The organism is Maribacter sp. LLG6340-A2, from assembly GCF_045057105.1.
GTDB lineage: Bacteria > Bacteroidota > Bacteroidia > Flavobacteriales > Flavobacteriaceae > Maribacter.
Window position 1 is genome coordinate 1,244,873 of the sequence record NZ_CP159332.1, and the last position, 20,322, is coordinate 1,265,194.

18 protein-coding genes are annotated in these 20,322 nt (G+C 34.9%); 17 read left to right on the forward strand and 1 reads right to left on the reverse strand.

Annotated features, from left to right (window positions below):
* The first annotated feature begins 74 nt into the window (after positions 1-74).
* The 3 genes from ABVM52_RS05275 to ABVM52_RS05285 are packed head-to-tail and all read left to right on the forward strand — an operon-like array spanning position 75 to position 2,759.
* The gene (locus ABVM52_RS05275; protein WP_405384365.1) at positions 75-584 is read left to right on the forward strand and encodes a toxin-antitoxin system YwqK family antitoxin; all 510 of its coding nucleotides are present in this window, start codon (positions 75-77) and stop codon (positions 582-584) included.
* Positions 584-1,273, forward strand: a complete 690-nt coding sequence (locus ABVM52_RS05280; protein WP_405384366.1) for a glycosyltransferase family 2 protein — start codon at positions 584-586, stop codon at positions 1,271-1,273. The genes ABVM52_RS05275 and ABVM52_RS05280 overlap by 1 nt, the downstream gene beginning before the upstream one ends.
* 1 nt (position 1,274) lies before the next feature.
* Complete coding sequence (locus tag ABVM52_RS05285; protein ID WP_405384367.1) at positions 1,275-2,759, forward strand: cellulose synthase family protein; 1,485 nt, start codon at positions 1,275-1,277, stop codon at positions 2,757-2,759.
* 46 nt (positions 2,760-2,805) lie between these two features.
* On the opposite strand, the gene ABVM52_RS05290 is transcribed toward ABVM52_RS05285, so the two are convergent.
* Positions 2,806-3,873 carry a tyrosine-type recombinase/integrase gene (locus tag ABVM52_RS05290; RefSeq protein WP_405384368.1) on the reverse strand — a complete coding sequence of 356 codons (1,068 nt, stop codon included), beginning with the start codon at positions 3,871-3,873 and terminating at the stop codon, positions 2,806-2,808.
* Positions 3,874-4,071: 198 nt separating this feature from the next.
* Here ABVM52_RS05290 and ABVM52_RS05295 point away from each other — a divergent pair, with 198 nt between their 5' ends.
* The 14 genes from ABVM52_RS05295 to ABVM52_RS05360 all read left to right on the forward strand — a co-directional run bounded on the left by ABVM52_RS05295 (position 4,072) and on the right by ABVM52_RS05360 (position 20,273).
* Complete coding sequence (locus tag ABVM52_RS05295; protein WP_405384369.1) at positions 4,072-4,512, forward strand: hypothetical protein; 441 nt, start codon at positions 4,072-4,074, stop codon at positions 4,510-4,512.
* Positions 4,513-4,967: 455 nt separating this feature from the next.
* Positions 4,968-6,968: a hypothetical protein gene (locus ABVM52_RS05300; protein WP_405384370.1), complete on the forward strand. Its 2,001-nt coding sequence runs from the start codon at positions 4,968-4,970 to the stop codon at positions 6,966-6,968.
* Positions 6,969-7,284: 316 nt separating this feature from the next.
* Positions 7,285-7,602, forward strand: coding sequence for a hypothetical protein (locus ABVM52_RS05305; RefSeq protein ID WP_405384371.1), 318 nt, complete (start codon positions 7,285-7,287; stop codon positions 7,600-7,602).
* A gap of 209 nt (positions 7,603-7,811) precedes the next feature.
* Positions 7,812-8,549 carry a TraB/GumN family protein gene (locus ABVM52_RS05310; protein ID WP_405384372.1) on the forward strand — a complete coding sequence of 246 codons (738 nt, stop codon included), beginning with the start codon at positions 7,812-7,814 and terminating at the stop codon, positions 8,547-8,549.
* Positions 8,550-8,773: 224 nt separating this feature from the next.
* Positions 8,774-9,316: a hypothetical protein gene (locus ABVM52_RS05315; protein WP_405384373.1), complete on the forward strand. Its 543-nt coding sequence runs from the start codon at positions 8,774-8,776 to the stop codon at positions 9,314-9,316.
* 221 nt (positions 9,317-9,537) lie between these two features.
* On the forward strand, positions 9,538-10,362 hold the full coding sequence (locus ABVM52_RS05320; protein ID WP_405384374.1) for a hypothetical protein: 825 nt from the start codon (positions 9,538-9,540) through the stop codon (positions 10,360-10,362).
* A gap of 692 nt (positions 10,363-11,054) precedes the next feature.
* The gene (locus ABVM52_RS05325) at positions 11,055-11,915 is read left to right on the forward strand and encodes a hypothetical protein (RefSeq protein ID WP_405384375.1); all 861 of its coding nucleotides are present in this window, start codon (positions 11,055-11,057) and stop codon (positions 11,913-11,915) included.
* Between the two features lie 427 nt (positions 11,916-12,342).
* Positions 12,343-12,741: an NUDIX domain-containing protein gene (locus tag ABVM52_RS05330; protein ID WP_405384376.1), complete on the forward strand. Its 399-nt coding sequence runs from the start codon at positions 12,343-12,345 to the stop codon at positions 12,739-12,741.
* Between the two features lie 1,045 nt (positions 12,742-13,786).
* Positions 13,787-14,944: a hypothetical protein gene (locus ABVM52_RS05335; RefSeq protein WP_405384377.1), complete on the forward strand. Its 1,158-nt coding sequence runs from the start codon at positions 13,787-13,789 to the stop codon at positions 14,942-14,944.
* A 445-nt stretch (positions 14,945-15,389) separates the two neighbouring features.
* Positions 15,390-15,995 (forward strand): hypothetical protein, encoded by a 606-nt coding sequence (locus tag ABVM52_RS05340; protein WP_405384378.1) that lies wholly within the window; start codon positions 15,390-15,392, stop codon positions 15,993-15,995.
* A 456-nt stretch (positions 15,996-16,451) separates the two neighbouring features.
* A complete protein-coding gene (locus tag ABVM52_RS05345) occupies positions 16,452-17,231 on the forward strand; it encodes a hypothetical protein (protein ID WP_405384379.1) in 780 nt (259 codons plus the stop codon).
* 156 nt (positions 17,232-17,387) lie between these two features.
* Positions 17,388-17,855 carry an RDD family protein gene (locus tag ABVM52_RS05350; protein ID WP_405384380.1) on the forward strand — a complete coding sequence of 156 codons (468 nt, stop codon included), beginning with the start codon at positions 17,388-17,390 and terminating at the stop codon, positions 17,853-17,855.
* Positions 17,856-18,273: 418 nt separating this feature from the next.
* The gene (locus ABVM52_RS05355) at positions 18,274-19,350 is read left to right on the forward strand and encodes a two-component regulator propeller domain-containing protein (protein WP_405384381.1); all 1,077 of its coding nucleotides are present in this window, start codon (positions 18,274-18,276) and stop codon (positions 19,348-19,350) included.
* Positions 19,351-19,487: 137 nt separating this feature from the next.
* A complete protein-coding gene (locus ABVM52_RS05360) occupies positions 19,488-20,273 on the forward strand; it encodes a hypothetical protein (RefSeq protein WP_405384382.1) in 786 nt (261 codons plus the stop codon).
* The last annotated feature ends 49 nt before the right edge of the window (positions 20,274-20,322 follow it).

A 20,322-nucleotide genomic window follows, 5' to 3' on the forward strand; every position in this document is an offset into this window, starting at 1 on the left:
AATATGGCCGTATTAAATTCTTTGTCAAAATATTTTAACCGAACTTTGACAACAAGGCCCCATAAATTAAACCTATGGCACTACATTTAAAAAAGACGATACCCTTATTAGTCCTCCTTACGGTTGGCGGTTTCTTTTTAATGGCCTATACCAAAGGGGAAGAAAAACATTATGAACGTACTTACTACGAAGATGGTACACTGGCCAGTGAAGGTTGGAAACGTTTTAATGTAAAAACCGATTATTGGATTTTTTATCACCCTAACGGAAAAGTATCCAGGCAAGGGTATTATGCATACGGCAAAAAGGAAAAGTATTGGTTCTATTATGATGAGCACCGGGTGAGAACCAAGGAAGGCCGTTATGCCAATGACCTAGAAGAAGGGTGGTGGCTGTTTTATGACCGTAAAGGAAAAATACATCATAAATGCCAACGTAAGCAAGGTGTTAAAAATGGTTACTGCCTTAACTATACAGATGGTAAAATGACGGCGGCGGAACAGTACAAGAAAGGTGAAAAAATTATGGAATGGCACAATTTTGAGGCCTTTACCAAAGCAAACAGTTTATCAGATTTAAAGTAATGCCAGACATTAAAGTTATTATACCGGCTTTTAACGAAGCAGATTCCATTGCCCACGTCATTAACGAACTACCTAAAACGGTATCTGAAGTTATTGTCGTAAACAACAATTCTTCCGATCATACGGTAAAAAATGCCACGGCCGCAGGTGCCACCGTTTTGACCGAAGAGCGAAAGGGGTATGGCTATGCCTGTTTAAAGGGACTAGAATATGTGGCCACCCTTGAGCAACAACCCTACATTATCGTATTTATAGACGGTGATTATTCCGATTATCCTGAGGAATTGGACAAAATTGTGGCCCCAATTTTACAAAATGACATTGATTTTGTAGTTGGTGCCCGAAAAAAAAGCCTTCGCGAAGAAGGTTCCATGACGCCACAACAGGTTTTTGGCAACTGGTTGGCCACATTTTTAATGCGATTGTTTTTTGGCGCAAAATTTACGGATTTAGGTCCTTTTAGGGCCATTAAATACGAAAAACTCAAAGAATTGCATATGGAGGACAAAACCTATGGTTGGACCGTGGAAATGCAATTGAAAATTTTAAAGAAAAATATGACATATACCGAAGTACCAGTACGTTACAAACGAAGAATTGGTATCTCAAAAGTTTCAGGAACCGTAAAAGGTAGTATCTTTGCTGGCGTAAAAATATTGGGGTGGATCTTCAAATACAGCATTAAATAATATGGCATTAGCACTAGCATACCTTATCATTATAATTTATAGTATTTCATTACTATTGATATTTTTCTATAGTCTAGCGCAGCTTAATCTACTATTTAATTACCTATCACAAAAGAGACAAAACCAAACGGCTCCTAAATTTAATTTGCTGGATCCAAAGGAAATTCCGTTGGTGACCATACAGCTACCCGTTTTTAACGAGGAATATGTAATGGACCGCCTATTGGAAAACATTGCAAAGATAGAATACCCCAAGAGCAAGCTGGAAATACAGGTATTGGACGACTCTACGGATGATACCGTTATCAGCACCGCGGCCAGTATAGCCAAATTACAGGAAACCGGTCTGGATATTCAACATATACGAAGAACGGACAGGACAGGCTTTAAGGCCGGCGCCTTAAAAGAAGGACTTAAAATTGCCAAAGGGGAATTTATTGCCATTTTTGATGCGGATTTTTTACCTGCACCAGATTGGTTAAAAAAGACCGTAATCTACTTTAAGGACGAGGAAATTGGAGTGGTACAGACCCGTTGGGGACACCTAAACAGAGATTACTCTACCCTTACCAAAATACAGGCCTTTGCCCTAGATGCGCATTTTACCTTGGAACAGGTGGGCCGTAACAGCAAAGGGCATTTTATCAATTTTAACGGTACAGCGGGTATTTGGCGCAAGGAATGTATTATAGATGCCGGTAACTGGGAAGGAGATACGTTGACCGAAGATTTGGATCTAAGCTACCGCGCGCAGTTAAAAAATTGGAAGTTCAAATACTTGGAAGATGTGGAAACCCCTGCAGAGCTTCCGGTGGTCATCAGTGCCGCACGATCGCAACAATTTAGATGGAACAAAGGTGGGGCAGAAAATTTTAGAAAGACCGTATGGAGCGTTATCAGCGCCAAGAACATTCCCTTTAAAACCAAATTTCACGGTGTAATGCATTTACTGAACAGTTCCATGTTCCTTTGTGTATTCCTGGTGGCCCTACTGAGTATTCCATCATTATACATCAAAAATACTTATGGCCATTTAGACTGGGTGTTTTCGCTATTGAGCCTGTTTACCATTAGTACCATTATTCTATTTATTTGCTATTGGTTTACCTATAAAAGTATACAGGGCAGTGGTTTTGATAACTTTGTGGACTACATACGTATTTTCTTTACCTTTTTCTCCGTTGCCCTAGGTTTTTCCCTTCATAATACCATTGCCGTTCTTGAGGGACATATGGGAAAGAGGAGCGAATTTGTGCGTACTCCAAAATTTAACATCAGTACCTTAAAGCAAAGTTGGAAAGGCAATAAATATCTAGCCAAAAAACTATCGCCCAATATGATCTTGGAATTTGCGTTAATGGTGTATTTTATGTTTGGCATGTACAGCGCCATACCCTTAAACGATTTTGGATTGTTTCCGTTTCATTTTATGCTGTTCTTGGGATTTGGCTTCGTATTCTTTAAATCATTGACGTCTAGGGCGTAGAATATTACCTTGTACCAATTGTAATTTATAAAGCATACCTACTAGCCTACAAACTATCCAATGGGCTTTTGACCTTTGATAGTCGTTGAGGGGTTACTTTGGTATAAACCTGGGTGGTGGTTATGGAATTATGCCCCAATAATTCCTGTATAAAGCGCATATCGGCACCATCTTCCAGTAAATGGGTGGCGTAACTATGGCGAAGTCCATGTATGCCTATCTTTTTGCGTATACCTGCTATTTTCATGGCTTTTTTAAATACCTGTTGTACGGAACTTTTGGAATATGCCCCACCATACTTACCCTCAAACAAATACTCCTTTGGCCTATATTTCTTGAAATATTCCCTAAGTAAGGGCAAAAGTTTCTCAGGCAGGGGAACATAACGGTCTTTCTTTCCTTTAGCCCCCACTACATGGATGACCATTCTGGTACTATCAATATCATTAATTTTAATATTGACCACTTCTGACACCCGTAAACCGGCCCCATAACATAATTTTAGCGCCACCAAATGTTTTAGATTATCTACGGAATGAAATACCTTCCTCACCTGCTCCTTACTAAGCATTTTTGGTAGTACCAAGGGTTTTTTTGGCCTAGGTATATCAAAGAACATTCTTGGCCTATGCAAAACTTGCTCAAAGTAAAACTTTATGGCATTTATTTTACCGTTCATTTTTCTCTCACCCATGCCTTCTTTTTCCACACAGTACAGAAAGTAATCTTTTAACCTTACGGTATCTAACTGCTCTACCGGGTACGTTTTTAATAGTTTCAATAGGTGGTAGAATTCTGCCATATAAATTCTTTTGGTGTTGTCACTATAACCTTTTAAGAGCAACTGGTCATGCATTTTGGCGTATGCTTTTTGGTTCATGCCGCAAAGAGACATCATTTTCTCTTGCACGCCTGATTTGGGTTCCATACCCAACTGTTGGCGAACTACTGGCAAATCTGGTAAATACCATGATTTTTTAGTCTGGCTCCATTTAACCGACGGGAACCTATTGCGCAAGGCTTGTTTGTTTTTTTGGTTATATTCAAATGCGATTAAGATTACATTTTTACCTCTATGGGTATCTGGAGAGAAGGTATAGGTATTATTATTCATGGTAAAAAGTCTAAATCAACAACTGGGCAAAAAATATATCATTCCTAAAAATACAACATTGATATATTTTTTGCTCAATATAACAAAACTTTTAAAACACTTATTGTCATTGTATTTATAAGATTATTGTATCTTTCTTATGAAAACCATGATCACACATATTTATGTGTTGTACGCAAGCTGAAAACCGAACTAAAATTGATAAAAAGAGCATTAATAATAACCTTAATTCTGAATTCAATAATTCTGATTGGAGTTCCTGCTGGACACGGTTACGGAATAATGATAATGTTTGAATTTATTAGTATACCTTCTCTTTTCAAAAACGGAATTGAATTTAAAAACGAATATCCTTTTGAAAGTAGTTTGACTTTAATCGCTCTGATTTCCTTAATTGGAAAACTGATTTCAATTTCACTATTGTTTACGAAAAACATTTTGAATAAAAAGAACTTGATTTACGTTGGACTGACTTTGTTGCTGATTTCTTTTCTTCTTGTTTGTTATGGAGCTTGGAATTATGACAGTTTTCTGTTTGCAATAACACTCGGAAGCGGAATTCCGTTCTTAATGTATTTTGGAAGAGTATTATATTTAATTAATAAAGAAAATAACAAAGCGAATTTAGCAACTGAATAAAAAAAGCCAGCGTACAACAATGTATAAAAATAATTGCTCAATTTTGGGCTTAACCAAAGGTCGTTGCAAGTTTACTACGTCTGATTTTCCTACGGAAAATCCTCGCACGTAAACCCGCAACTATTCTTATACGAGACCGATGATGTTGCATTCTCCTACGTCGACCCTATGTGCTACATCTCGTACCTCGATTCCCGCACAAAGGGAAATGCAACATCATCGCAGCGCTATGACAGATTACATAAATCCGTAGGATAAGAGGTTATTTATAAAATACGACGCTTAACGGAAGAAAACAACCCAACATATCAAGTCACTATATGTAATCTGGACCGGGTCATTTTATTCCCAATACAATCGAAAACCGAAAAAGGTTTTCATTATATTTCCATAAAATAACCCGGACTACACATAGCGCTGCGTTGTAGGGCATTTAAAGAAACGGTAGTGCATATATGAAACTATTGAAAAGAATATTTAAAAAGGAATTGGAAAATCCAGTTAATCAGGCTATACCAACAATTGATTTGCGTATGAAATATATTTACGAAGCTATAATGAATCACTTAAAAATGAAAACAACTGGAGCGTTGTTACTTACAGGTGATTGGGGAAGTGGAAAAACATATCATATTAAAAATAATATATTTCCATTACTTGAAAATGAAACAGACTTCGTTCCATTAATTGTTTCACTATACGGTGTGTCAAGTAAAAACGATATTGCTCAAAAAGTCTTATTCTCTTATTTTGACAAAAAGGGCAAGAATTCAAACATTTCAACAGGAACAATTGCTAAAAACCTACAGAACTTTACGGAAGCTGTGCCGTTAGTAAAGAAATATGTAAATATTGAAAAACTAATAACAGGAACAGGAGATAATATTTTTAGGTTTTTGCCTCATGATAAATTACTTATTTGTTTTGATGATTTAGAAAGAATAAGTGACCAAGTAGATGTAGATGATTTTTTAGGTATAGTAAATGAATTAGTAGAAAATAAAGGCAGTAAAGTATTAATTATTGCAAACGAGAAAGAGATTAATGGTGGCTTAACATTTAAAGAGAAAACCATCGAAAAAACCATTCATTTTTCTCCTAATATTTCAGCAATAATAGACTCAATAATTGAAACATATACAGATGAGTCATTTAAGGATTACTTAAAAGACAATAAAGAATTTTTACTTAAATCACTCAACCCGAGTAGCGAAAACAAGGATGATGCAAAAGAATTAAAAACGCAATTCTCTAATATTAGAACCATAAAATTTGCAATTGAGCATTTTAAATATCCTTTTGAAATTATTAAACAGGGAAAGGATATATCTGATGAATTAGTAAAAAAACAATTAAAAAGTATTTGGTTGTTTGTACTTTCAATTTCAACTGAATTTAGAAAACCGAATAATATAACCTTTGAGGAAAGGAAAAATCTTGATAAACAAACAACTTCTTTTTCTGATTTTGATTTTAGTAATATAAATTTAGGTGATATTAACAAAGAAACTGAAGAGGAACCTACTGAAAACGAATGGACTTATTCAGAAAAATTTAAAGAGTTATATTATGGTAGATTGTCTGAACAGTTTGTTTTTCATCCTGAGGTATATGAATTAATTACTTCTAGTAAGAAAATTATTGAAACCGACTTTTGGGAGAATTTAGAGAAAAACTTCAATATAAAAGAAGGTAAAATTCATCCAGCACACGAACTTTTAAATGGTTTTATGCATGGCTACTGGAAGTTCTCAAATGAGGACTTTAAAGCAAATCTTGAAAAGCTACTTGATTATGGTGAAAAAGGAGAACTCTTAGATATTATCTCTTACCTTAATGCAGGTGTTTACTTGCTAAATTTTGCAGACTTATTTGATTCAGATAAGGAAACAATTTATCAAAAGTTAAAAAGTGGCTTAGACACTTTCTTAAGCAATGTCACATTGAATTACCTGATGACAAGTCAACTTGAAATGGTGGCAGGGAATTTTAATGAAGAAAATTTGCAAAACTTAATTTCATTCATCAAAGAAAAAATAAAAGAAGTTGAAAAGACAAATGATTTAAAAGAAGCTAAAAGGCTTAGCGACTTGATTGTTAATGATGCGTCGGCTTTTGTAAAAGAGTTCATTCCTGGCGACTCGACTATTAGGACTCCCGATAAACCGTTTTTTCATGAACTTGATGAGACCAAAGTAAAAGAATCTGTTTTAAAATGGGATGGTAGTGCAATAATGGATATGACTTCATTCCTAAAGTTGAGATATTTAGACACTGGATTTAGTGATAGGTTAATTGATGAATTAAAATTTCTTACAAACTTGGAAGAAGGTGTGTCAGGAATGGATAAAACAGAAAAAAACTTAACTAATCATTTGCTTGAAACTCAATTAATGCCGAGGATAAATGAATGTAAAATAGTATTGGAAAACCATAAAAACGCCCTACAACAATAAATATACGCAATGCGGGATAATGTGCTAAATTTGAACTTTAAAGCATTTAATAAACAAAGTAGCGGTTTGATAGTGAAGTGCCCTGAAATCCCGCACTTCGCATATTCGAGCCGTTGGCATTAATTATGAAGAGCCTTATAATCATAGCATCAATATTTGTGTTTTCGGCTAATATCGGAGTGAATGCTCAGGACACAATCTCGAATGACCAAATTTATTACCTAAAAGACTTTGACCTTGCCTATAAGGTAAGCGACGGCAACTATTCTCAGGAGTTGCTCAAATCAGAAAGAAAAATGGACGGATTGCGTTCGAAATGGAATATGAGAACGGAGTTATTTTCACACAGTATGTTTATTACAGACGTAAAATCAAGGAGCTTTCAACTAAAGTAATTTACAACCCAAAAAAACCGTGGACGGAATTGACCGAAATAAGGTATTTTTCTGGAATTGAGGAATGGACTTTTTATGACGAAAATGGAAAACGGACTTTAGAAGAACAGAGAAAAAATGGAGAAGTTATTTATAGTTGCGAATATTCTGGGAGAAAAAAGCATGGACAAGAAATGTGTTTAGAAGATGACGGGACTAAAATGTATATTGAGTACGTGAATGGCAAGCGGAAAAAATAACTAATGCCAACAATGCCTATAGCAAATAGGGCATAAAGTGCTAAATTTAATGGCTTGGGTTTATCTACTAAGTCCGCCAAATCTTTTGGATTTGGCAATTAAAAAAATGAAAATAATTACAAAACAAAAAGCTCTGGCTACGAGCGCAGACGGAAACAAAAAGGTTTCCTTGCTGCCCTACTTGCCATAGCCTAACCGTTAGGCGTCATATGAAAAAAATTCTTCTTCAAATATCACTTTTATTTCTTTTGGCATCTTGTAACCAATACAAAAAGACAAATTTTGAATCGGGAATTTTGTGGAGAATTGAATCTAAAAGCGGAATTGAATCTTTTATCTTCGCTACGATACATCTATACCCACGGACTGAAATGGAGCTTTCTGAAAATGTCATTTCTAAACTTGAAGAATGTAATATTCTTGCATTAGAAAGGGACATAACCAATCAAGCAGAACAACAAAAATTTGCCGACTTTGAAATGCCTGATTTTTTTCTGGAAAGTTATAGAATCGTCATTGAAAAATATGGAGACGAACTCATAAGCATGGAAAGTGAATTAATGGAGATGGCGTTTCAATCAGAAATGGACTTGACCGGACTCGAATCTACTGATGAAATCCTTGACATAATGAAAAAAGTTAGGGACATCGAAATACCTAAAAATGCTTACTTAAAAGATAAAATACTTTCGGACTATCAAGAAAGTCTAGAACAATATAAATCCGAATCAATAGGTCAATTCTACAAGCGTATGCCCAAGGAAATGGGGCAAGAAATTACAACAATGATAGTGGACAAAAGAAATGAAAATTGGATTGAGGACATAGAATCCCTAATTGAAAAGGATAAAATATTTATTGCGGTCGGAATGGGACATTTGGGAGGCGAAAATGGAATTTTAAATTTACTGGAAAAGAAAGGCTATGGAATCCAAAGAGTGGAATAAAAATACGCCGCCTAACAATGCCTAAACGTAATGCGGACTTTAGGGCAAAAACGAAAGGTCTGTGTATATTTATATTGTCGCTAAATCTTATGGATTTAGCTTTGGAACAAAAAATAAAACTAAACCAAAAGCTTTAGCTTCGTGCGCAGACGGAAACTCAACGTTTCCTTACTACCGCACTACGCTTAGCCTAGACCGTTGTATTGCATTTTGACCATTCTTAAATGAATAAATTCAACCATTGTGAGATTTGCGACCTTCATTCATTCAATTTTGAGGATGGAATAATATGCAGTTTGACAAGTAAGAGGCCTGATTTCCAGAAAAAATGTCCTGACATTAAACTGGACCAAAACTTAAAGGACAAAATAATCGAAGTAAATACAGAATTCGAAGATTCGAAGTATGTTAAGAAATTAGCTATTGGAAACTTTGTTTTCTACAGCTTAATTGGAGTTGGAGTACTTGGAATATGTTATCTCTTGATTATTTCACTTTTTAGATTAGCAAGGATTCACACATTTACAATCGCGGTTTTTTGTATTGGAATTGGATTTTTTGGAATTGCAATTGGAGCTCTAAACTATTCTAGAAGAAAGAGGAAAATAATCTCACCTAAAAAACGGAATTTGGACATCTTAACCGAATTGTATAATGTCCGTTATGAATTTGACTCAAAAATATCTACTGACATTATGGGAATAAAAGAAACGAAAATCAACTTACGTTTGAACGGAGAAAAAATTGAACAAACATATAGGTATTAAAAAAACGCAATACAACAATGGCTAAACGTAATGCGGACTTTAGGGCAAAATCGAAAGGTCTGTGTATATTTATGGAGTCGCTAAATCTTATGGATTTAGCTTTGGAACAAAAAATAAAACTAAACAATAAGCTTTAGCTTCGTGCGCAGACGGAAACGAAAAGTTTCCTTACTACCGCACTACGCTTAGCCGAGACGTTGGGCACAATTAAAAAAATACGAATGCATAAATTACTTTTCTTTCTATTAACCCTTTCAAGTTCTTTCTTATTCGCTCAAAAAGATGTTTCAGAAGAAATACTAAGTGAAGGAAAATTACTTTTTAGATTAGAAAAAGGTTCGTGGTATGGTACTGATGATATACTGGCAAGATTTAAAAACAAGAAAGATTCAGTTGGTGGATACTTGTCTTATGAGACAACCGAAAATAAAATCAATACAATTTTTCTAAGTCGTTTTGATTCTAACAAAATATTAGTCCGATATGAATTCGATAGCTTACCAAAACCTTCCCCAATCCATATTGATACTCTAAATCATATGGCGACGGATTTAGAAAAAAACCTCATTTCTATTCGACAAGATGCAAGGAACAAGGCTAGCTCGAATGAAGACAAGTTCTTCAGTTTCTATGAAAAAACATCATTAAATTTCATACCTGTGATTTCCAATAATGAAAGAAATGTTTTCGTATTAACTGGACCACAAGTTTCTGGAATTGTACTCATTGGAAATGATTACAAATTAAGCTACAACAATGAAAATGAGCTTATTAAAAAAGAGAAAATACACAACTCAATCCTCGAATTTCCATATAAATCAGAAGAAATGAAAACAACGGTTTCAACTTATCATTCACATGTTGTAACCGAGTACATCTCTTCAACTGATATTTGTACATTATTGCTTTATAAGGACTATGTTGAATGGAATCAGCACATTGTCATGAGTGAAAAAGAGGTTTCTATTTTCAATCTGGACAAGGAATCATTGCTTGTAATGAAGAAAAAAGCTTGGGACAAAATCTACAATAGCAAAAAAGACTAGAAAATAACTGTGCCCAACAATGCCTAAACGTAATGCGGACTTTAGGGCAAAACCGAAAGCTCTGTGTATATTTATAAAGTCGCTAAATCTTATGGATTTAGCTTTGGACAAGAAAAAATAAAACCAAACCAAAAGCTTTAGCTTCGTGCGCAGACGGAAACGAAAAGTTTCCTTGCTACCGCACTACGCTTAGCCGCACCGTTAACCAAAATAGCTCCAAAAAATAATTGAATGTAAATCTTGCGCATCTTTAGCAATTTTACGGGCGGAACTATAACTCGGTCGGAATATGCTGGAACCGGAATTTGTCGAAAAAAAATCTTACTCGGTCCGAGTTTTAAAATGCTCCCCGAATTACTTAAAAACAGGCGGAATATAAATTACAATTCTTTCCGAACCGGAATTAGACCGGAATTTTTAAAACCGGAACCAGTTCCATTTCCAAAGCAATTAAATTCAGGCGGACCGATTTCCGACCTGGACGCAGAAAAAACGGAACCGAAACCAGTATGTGATTACTCGGCCGTGTCGCCACTTTAGTTAACACGGGCTATAATCAATACGCAGGGAATTGCTTAATTGCAGCAAAGTACGTACTTTGTTACGGCGGATTTTCCAATGGAAAATCCACGTGCACAAAGTACGTACTAATCATAGCCGAGACGATGTTGGCAACCATTTGAACAAACTTAATGGCAATACAAGATAAAATCACTCAAATTTGGGTAAAAACTACAGGAAAAAGAATAAACCCAAACGATTTCGAGTGGTTAATCGGACCAATTGGAAATACTGATATCATTAAAGACAAGTTCATTTTCGAATTAGCGGAAAAAGAGAATTTAGAAATTCAAAAAAACTTACCGAATTCTGGACTTCTCGAAAAAATGGAACAAATCGGAATTTCTAACCAAGACAAAAACCGTTTAAACGAAAAAGTTGCTGACTTTTACGAAAACACATCAAATTACGATTTTGAAGTTTGGTCTGAATGGAAAGGTATTTTTAAACCTTTTGGTAAACTTCTTTATTTGATTTTTAGCAAACGGCTTCAACAACTGAATTTACCTCTGAATTCAATTGACACAGCAAAAGGACTGAAAAGTGAAATAATCAAACTAAAAGGCAAACAGAAAAAGGAAACGAAATGGACAATTTGGTATAGAATAATAAAAAGCACAAACGATGTAATTTATTCAGGAATTTATACAACTTGTAAAAATCCGAATTACGAAAAACCACTTCTAAAAGTTGTGTTTCCATTGCCAAACGGAAATGCTTCTGTGGTTATGACAAAGAAAGTTGAGAAAGATGGTTCTCTACTACTCTGCTCTGATGGCAAAAAATTTGGAGATAACGGATTTTACTTCACCTTGACAAATGAAAAAGGAGAATATTGGGCAAGATTTGTAAAATCAATGCACGAATGGATTAGAGTTTATGAAGACGAAGAAAATGTATTGAGAGCTGACCATAATCTGAATTTTTATGGAATTCGGTTTCTGAATTTACATTATAGAATGAATAAAAAAACGGTTGCCAACAATGTATAACCGCAATTACGGCGGATTCGACTGCGTCCGAATCCACTCGGAATTGCTAAAGTCCGTGCCAAACCGAAAATAAACGCTAATTTAACCCGTAACTGACGGTTATACGAGACCGATGATGTTGCATTCTCCTACGTCGACCCTATGTGCTACATCTCGTACCTCGATTCCCGCACAAAGGGAAATGCAACATCATCGCAGCGCTATGACAGATTACATAAATCCGTAGGATAAGAGGTTATTTGCCAAATACGACGCTTAACGGAAGAAAATAACGCAACATATCAAGTCACTATATGTAATCTGGACCGGGTCATTTTATTCCCAATACAATCGAAAACCAAAAAAGGTTTTCATTATATTTCCATAAAATAACCCGGACTACACATAGCGCTGCGTTGTAGTGCATTTTGACAAAACTCTTGCAAGAATGAAAGAAGTCGATAAAATAGCGTTTATAGAAATCAAAAATGGTCAGATTCTCAGCACGAAATCGAAAGGAAAAACCAAATATTATATCCCTGGTGGAAAAAGGGAATCCGGAGAAACGGACGAACAAACTTTGATTAGAGAAATTGCAGAAGAACTAAACGTGCGGATTGTTGATAATACAATTAAATACGTTGGGACTTTCAAAGCGCAATCGGACGGAGCAAAAGAAGGTGTTATTGTTAAAATGACTTGCTACAAAGCCGAATATGACGGATTTATGGAACCGACTAGCGAAATCGAAGAAATTAGATGGCTGAACTATAAAGACTTGGACATAGTATCTGAAGTGGACAAAAAAATATTTAAATTTCTAAAAGAAAACGGAGAGTTGGAATAGACAATCTTTACGCAAGCAGAAATGGACAAGTTTGCGAAAAAAAACGCACTACAACAATACCTAAACGTAATGCGGACTTTAGGGCAAAACCAAAAGGTCTGTGTATATTTATAAAGTCGCTAAATCTTATGGATTTAGCTTTGGACAAGAAAAGAAAAAGCAAAACAATAAGCTTTAGCTTCGTGCGCAGACGGAAACGAAAAGTTTCCTTACTTCCGCACTACGCTTAGCCGAGACGTTAGCAAACATATTGCAAGAAAAGTCCAATCGGTTCGCAATTAGCCTGAATATCTAAAAAATAATAAGAGTTCGGTTCGGGCAATTCCGCATTTTTAAAATGGTTTCTTGGGGCTTGTTCCTTTCTCAAAATTCAGATATTTAATTAATAAATTACCTTGCCAAAGTTCACGGTCGGACAACACTCGGACGCAACTGTTGCGCAGACGGATTTGCGACTTTCTTACCAAAGTTTGGGCAAAGACCGAAAGACCAAAAACGTATACTTTTAAAGTTCGGCGGACTAAAAAAGAAACCATTTTAAAAGGGTTCGGGAAACTAATCAGTGTTCTGCGACGAGAACAAGGTTTGCGCTGCAACACGCTTGCTAACAATATGTATAATCCATACTGTCCGATTTTCCATCGGAAAATCTACGTATATTTAGAATGTTATCGTACGGCGGGAAATCCTACGGATTTCAAGGCCGTACAGATCATACACAAACCGATGATGTTGCATTCTCCTACGTCGACCCTATGTGCTACATCTCGTACCTCGATTCCCGCACAAAGGGAAATGCAACATCAGCGCAGCGCTATGACAGATTACATAAAGCCGTAGGATAAGAGGTCATTTGCCAAATACGACGCTTAACGGAAGAAAACAACCCAACATATCAAGTCACTATATGTAATCTGGACCGGGTCATTTTATTCCCAATACAATCGAAAACCAAAAAAGGTTTTCATTATATTTCCATAAAATAACCCGGACTACACATAGCGCTGCGTTAGGGCAAATTTGCCAAAAAACCCAAAATTGAACTATGAAAGAAAAATTTGTCCTTTTAATTACCTTCTTAATATTCGGACTAAATACTTCATTTGCGCAGAAATCTAAAACAATTGAAAAACTTGAGTTTGAGAATTATGAACTTAAAGTTATATTTTTTGACCCTTACGAAAATTTAGTTTCAGAAAATCCTGAATTCAAAAACCTTGACTCTCTAAAACAAGGAGAAATTTGGAATAAATATTTACTTAACAATGTCATTTATGATTTTCAATTAATTCAAAAAAAGAAAATTGTTAAACATTATATTTTAAGAGGAAATTCATCGAAAGATATTTACCCAAAAGATTTAACGAGAAATAATGTCTATTTATTAGATATAGTAAATCATAAAAAGAACACTAATTTTTATATGTTATCAGACTATTCAAAAATGATTGATAAAACAATCGATAAGTTCAATTTTTATGGAACACTATTCGAGAAAATGGAACTACTGAAAGATAACGATGGAAAATTAGGCAAAAACCTCTTTGGTAGATTTAGATTAAAAATTCCTTATTCCACAATCCAGAATAATGTAATGACTTTAATAGGTTTTGACTTATTTGGAGAAATAGAAACTGAATGGATAGCAAATAACACAGAAGAATTTAAAAACTCATTTTTCGATTATCAAGAAAAAATCGACCAATATTTCAAAATCGAAAGAATTAAAAAAACGTATGTAAGAACTTATAACCAAAATGGAGAAATTCAAAATGAATATCCAAGGTTAAATACAGATGAGGATATCAAATCCTATATTGGAAAAATGAATAGAATTGGAGATGTAGTTTCTTTGCCGTTTTTCAAATCTACTGACAAAGTAATTTTAATCGAAAAGGATAGTTTATACTCGAAATATAAAGTTGAGACTAAAAACAATAAACCGATTGATAAGTATTTAGAAAATATTGTCGTCTTAAAAAATTCAGATGGAGAAATTAAGAATATTACAGCAACTCTTTTAATTCACGGTTCATCGATTGACAGAGGAGATTATGTTGAGAGAGAAAATTATATTGCATATTTCAGGACTTTTAAGGATTTGAGATTACCTTTTAAAATTCTGTTTTCGCCATTAACTGACAAACAATTTGAAAAACCACGAATTGAAATTGAATTAGATTATTTGTTCCATAGAAAATAAAAAACTTGCCCTAACAATGTGTATAATTCATTGCTAGTTATAGCCTACTTACGAAAGTCCTAGCGGACTTTCTATCTGTGATTTATTTGCTAACTTTATTGCTTAAACCACGCAACGAAATCATACACTAGACCGATGATGTTGCATTCTCCTACGTCGACCCTATGTGCTACATCTCGTACCTCGATTCCCGCACAAAGGGAAATGCAACATCATCGCAGCGCTATGACAGATTACATAAATCCGTAGGATAAGAGGTTATTTGCCAAATACGACGCTTAACGGAAGAAAATAACCCAACATATCAAGTCACTATATGTAATCTGGACCGGGTCATTTTATTCCCAATACAATCGAAAACCAAAAAAGGTTTTCATTATATTTCCATAAAATAACCCGGACTACACATAGCGCTGCGTTGGCAACAAGCTTGAAATATATTTAGATGAAAGAAGAGTTTGAGAAAAAGCTTAAAAATAAGAGGAATATACTCAAGGGAATTGGGATTCTAGAAATTACGGGTGGAGTTTCAGGTATAGGTATTATACTTTGGTTGATGCTTCAAGGTATTGAAACTAACACTTATGTTTTCCTGATTTTTCTATTTGCAATTGGATTCTACATCTACTCTATTCTCGCGGGAATTAAACTTTTCAAACACCTAGAAAAAGGTGATTTTCATTCTCGAATTTTACAATATATCCAAATTCCTGGGATATCACTTTTAGGCATGACTTATATATTAACCTCTGGAGGCTATTTATTTGTTGGCTATAACTTAACTGAGGGCAGTATTAAATTTGATTTTGGACTAATCGCAAGTAAGTTTCAGATTAATATTTTAAATTCTGACCAAGGTGAATTTATTTATCTAAATATAATGGCAATCATAGTTTTAGTATTGCTGGAAAAATCCATTTCTGTTATTAGAGAACAAAAATTAGTACAAGAAAATTACGAGCGAAACATGGCTGAATATAAAAATTCTGATGAAAAAGCAGAATCGCAAAAAAGCCAGTTGCCAACAATACCTATAGCAAATAGGGCGTAAAGTGCTAAATTTAATGGCTTGGGTTAATTTGCTAAGTCCGCCAAATCTTTTGGATTTGGCAATTAAAAAAGAAAAATAATTACAAAACAAAAAGCTCTGGCTCGTAGACCAAACGGAAACGAAAAGGTTTCCTTACTGCCCTACTTACCATAGCCGAACCGATGATGTTGCATTCTCCTACGTCGACCCTATGTGCTACATCTCGTACCTCGATTCCCGCACAAAGGGAAATGCAACATCATCGCAGCGCTATGACAGATTACATAAATCCGTAGGATAAGAGGTCATTTGCCAAATACGACGCTTAACGGAAGAAAATAACCCAACATATCAAGTCACTATATGTAATCTGGACCGGGTCATTTTATTCCCAATACAATCGAAAACCAAAAAAGGTTTTCATTATATTTCCATAAAATAACCCGGACTACACATAGCGCTGCGTTAGCACCAATTATGAAAAAAACACTGCTTACCATATTATTTATTTCTATTTCAAGCAAATTATTGGCTTGCTCTTGTGGAATAGCTCCATTGATGGATAGAATTCCAATGTCTGACTTTATTGCAACCGCAAAAATCCTTAAAATTTCACCTGACAAAGAAAATTCGAACTTACACGATATTCAAATAGAAATAATTAATCTTTATAAAGGACAACCTACGAGTAATTTAAAAATCTATAGTGTTTTGAATAGTAGTTGTGCATTTTATACACCAGAAAATAGTGAATGGTTAATTTTTGCGAGTAAAAATAAAAGCGGAGAATTAAGTTTTGGTTATTGTTCTGGCGCAAAACGATTAGATAAAAAGTTTAACTCTACAAAATATCCTCATGCTGAAAAGAAGTATAAAAAATCAATTGAGCTCAAACTTCAAGTTCTTGAATATTTAAAAAAATCTGAAATTCAAGCTTCAAACGAATTTGGATTAAGAACATCATTTTCTAACGGTTGCCTAAAGGATTTTAAAGGTTATGAAATCAAAACGGATAGATTTGCACTTTACGAATTGACTGTTGAGAATGATTTGTCGATTAGTGAAGTTAAATCATTAAAGGAGTTTGACAACGAAAACCTTAAAGCTGACTTATTGAATTGTGTTAGAGAAAGTATCAAGGTTTATACTCGAAAAAAAGAACCGGAAATATCAAACAAAACAAAAATTATAATTGGACTTTATTATTATGCTTCCGAAAGAGGTAACGAAAGTTTTATTGGACAATTTGATTTATAAATAACAGGTGCTAACATTGGCTATAAGTAATTGCTTGTTCTCGCCTACTTCTGAAAATCCTCGCGGATTTTCAGTCTGGTGTGTACTTGCAAAGTTAAGTGCTAACCCACGCAACTACTCATAGCCGAGACCGTTGTACGTAAGCTAAACCAAACTATGAGCGAAATAATTGAACCTGGACGATTTGAAGACAAAGCGGAATTTGCTAATGTTGGATATCGGATTTTAGCATTCTCAATTGACTTCTTCATTTTCTGGCTAATTGCAATGGTATTCGGAATTTTCTTTGGCGAACCTCACGAAGACGGAATTGGATTTCACTTTAGCGGGTTGCCTGCTTTAGGAATGTTCTTTATTGCGTTCGGACTTTGGCCAATTAGCGAAGGAATAACTGGTCAGACAATTGGAAAACGAATTTTCAATATCAAAGTTGTAAACACAAATTACAAACCAATCGGAATTGGACAAGCATTCGGTCGATTTTTTCTCGGAATTGTGGACTATATGTTCTTAATCGGAATTATAATCGCACTCATAAATAAAAAGAATCAACGGATTGGCGATATGGGAGCGAATACAATAGTAGTGAATGCGAAAAAAGCCTACGTACAACAACGGCTATAGTTCATTGCGGCGGAATTTCCTCTCGGAAATTCCTGCGTGTTTGCTAACTTTGGTTTACGGCGGAATAGTTCTGCCGAACCATTCCGCAACGAAACCATAGCCAAGACCGATGATGTTGCATTCTCCTACGTCGACCCTATGTGCTACATCTCGTACCTCGATTCCCGCACAAAGGGAAATGCAACATCATCGCAGCGCTATGACAGATTACATAAAGCCGTAGGATAAGAGGTCATTTGCCAAATACGACGCTTAACGGAAGAAAATAACCCAACATATCAAGTCACTATATGTAATCTGGACCGGGTCATTTTATTCCCAATACAATCGAAAACCAAAAAAGGTTTTCATTATATTTCCATAAAATAACCCGGACTACACATAGCGCTGCGTTGTGCGTCATATAAGAAAATCCCGAATGAACATAAAAATAGAATTGATCTACTTAATATTCATATTGACTTTGAACTTTTCTTGTTCTGAAAATAAGAAATCAGTTAAGGGAGCTGATAATTCTGAATTTGTAAGGACTTTAGAAAATGACACCTTAAAATTCACTTCTGGTATACGCGCTATTTTTCAAGACAGTAAAGGCAATTATTGGTTTGGAAGTCATAATGAAGGAGTATGCAATTATGATGGAAAAACATTTAAATACTATACAACTAATGACGGTTTACAAGACAACCAAATTCGTTCAATTCAAGAAGATAAAAACGGAATAATTTGGATTGTAACGGCAAGAGGTGTGAATAGCTACCATGGAGGTAAACTCACGAGTTATACGACAGAGTTTAATTCCCCTAAATTAGATTGGAATACTACAACTGGAAACTTATGGTTTTATGCGGGAGAAGAAGATGGAATAAATCGTTTTGACGGAATAAATATGAATTACTTAGTCTTTCCAAAGCCTGACAATATTGACCCATATAATTCATTTGGTGTAACTGGTATATCAACAGATAAAGAAGAACGAGTTTGGATTGCAACCTATTCAGCATTATTCAGCTACGATGGGGAATTAGTAGATGTTTTTGGACATGAAAAATTAAACCTCGAGGAAAATGAGCAAATCCATATACGAAGTGTATTAGCAGATTCAAAAGGGCGAATTTGGATAGGAAATAACGGAATTGGTGTAATCCTTAAAAGTGGAGATTCGACAATACACTTTTCGAAGGAAAAAGGAAAATTAATTCCAATGCAAGAGTTTAAATCTAACACCCAAAACGGTCACACCACCAAAAATATTGGACTTCAATCTGTTTTTGCAATTGAGGAAGATAATGAAGGGAATATTTGGTTTGCAGATAGAGATTCAGGAGTTTGGAAATACAACGGAGAATCTTTAACAAACTTCACAATTGATGAAAAACTAAAATCACAAATGGTTTGGGATATATACTTGGATAAAAATAAGACCTTACTTTTTGGAATGGCAGATGGAGGAGTTTATAAATTTAACGGACAGTCATTTGATAAAAGGTTTTGAAAAATAAAATACGAACGCACAACAAAACCTATACGCAATGCGGGTTGACGAGATAAACGAAAGGTCAGTGCTTTTAGCCCGCCAAAGCTCCGCTTTGACGTTTTTGTTGAATAAATTTAAAAACACAAAACGCAGCTTTGGCTACCGTTTGTGTAAGATTGAAAGTTTCGGCTTTTCAATCCCGCACTGCGCATAGCCGAACCGTTGTACACCATTTGAGAAAAGCAATCTACATAGCATTAATATTTGGAATTTTGGTTTCTTGCAAACAGAAAACCAAAACAGAAAAGGCGGAAATTAAAACGACTGAAATTCCTGCATGGAAAATTGATTTGGACACGATTTTGGAAGAGAACAATCCGAAAAATCTTGAACTTTCCAAACATCAACTGTTTATCGACACAACTCGGAATTCAGAAACGTTTAAAAGACTGATTAACTGGAAACCAAACCGAATGGATAATGACGCAAATTTATATCACGAAAAAGAAATTGCAAAAAAGCATAAACCAATAAAAATTGACCTAAAAGAATTTCCAAGACATTGGATAAGTTTAAAAAAACTTAACAATGAATTTGTGATTTACGAACCTTGTGATGGAAATACAACCGCTTTTGAAATAAATGAAAGCTCAGTTCTATTCTTCTACCAACTGGAACCTGAAGCTGAATTGATATCTGAATTAAAGAAAATTACGGAAAATGAAATCGAATTGAAATTAAGAACTGTTCCACAAAAAACGGAAACTGAAAAAACTGAACTGACCATAAAACCGACCGAATTTGAAAATGTCTATTTGCTAACTTATAGTTTTGGCGAATGGTACGTGACACCAAAAGAAAAAGTGTCTGAATTTGATATTGTGGTTAATCATTGTCTGACAATGAAAAGAATGGAATTTAAAGGATTTGACAAAAAATAGCGTGAATAAAAAACGGTGTACAACAATACCTAAACATAATACGGGCTTT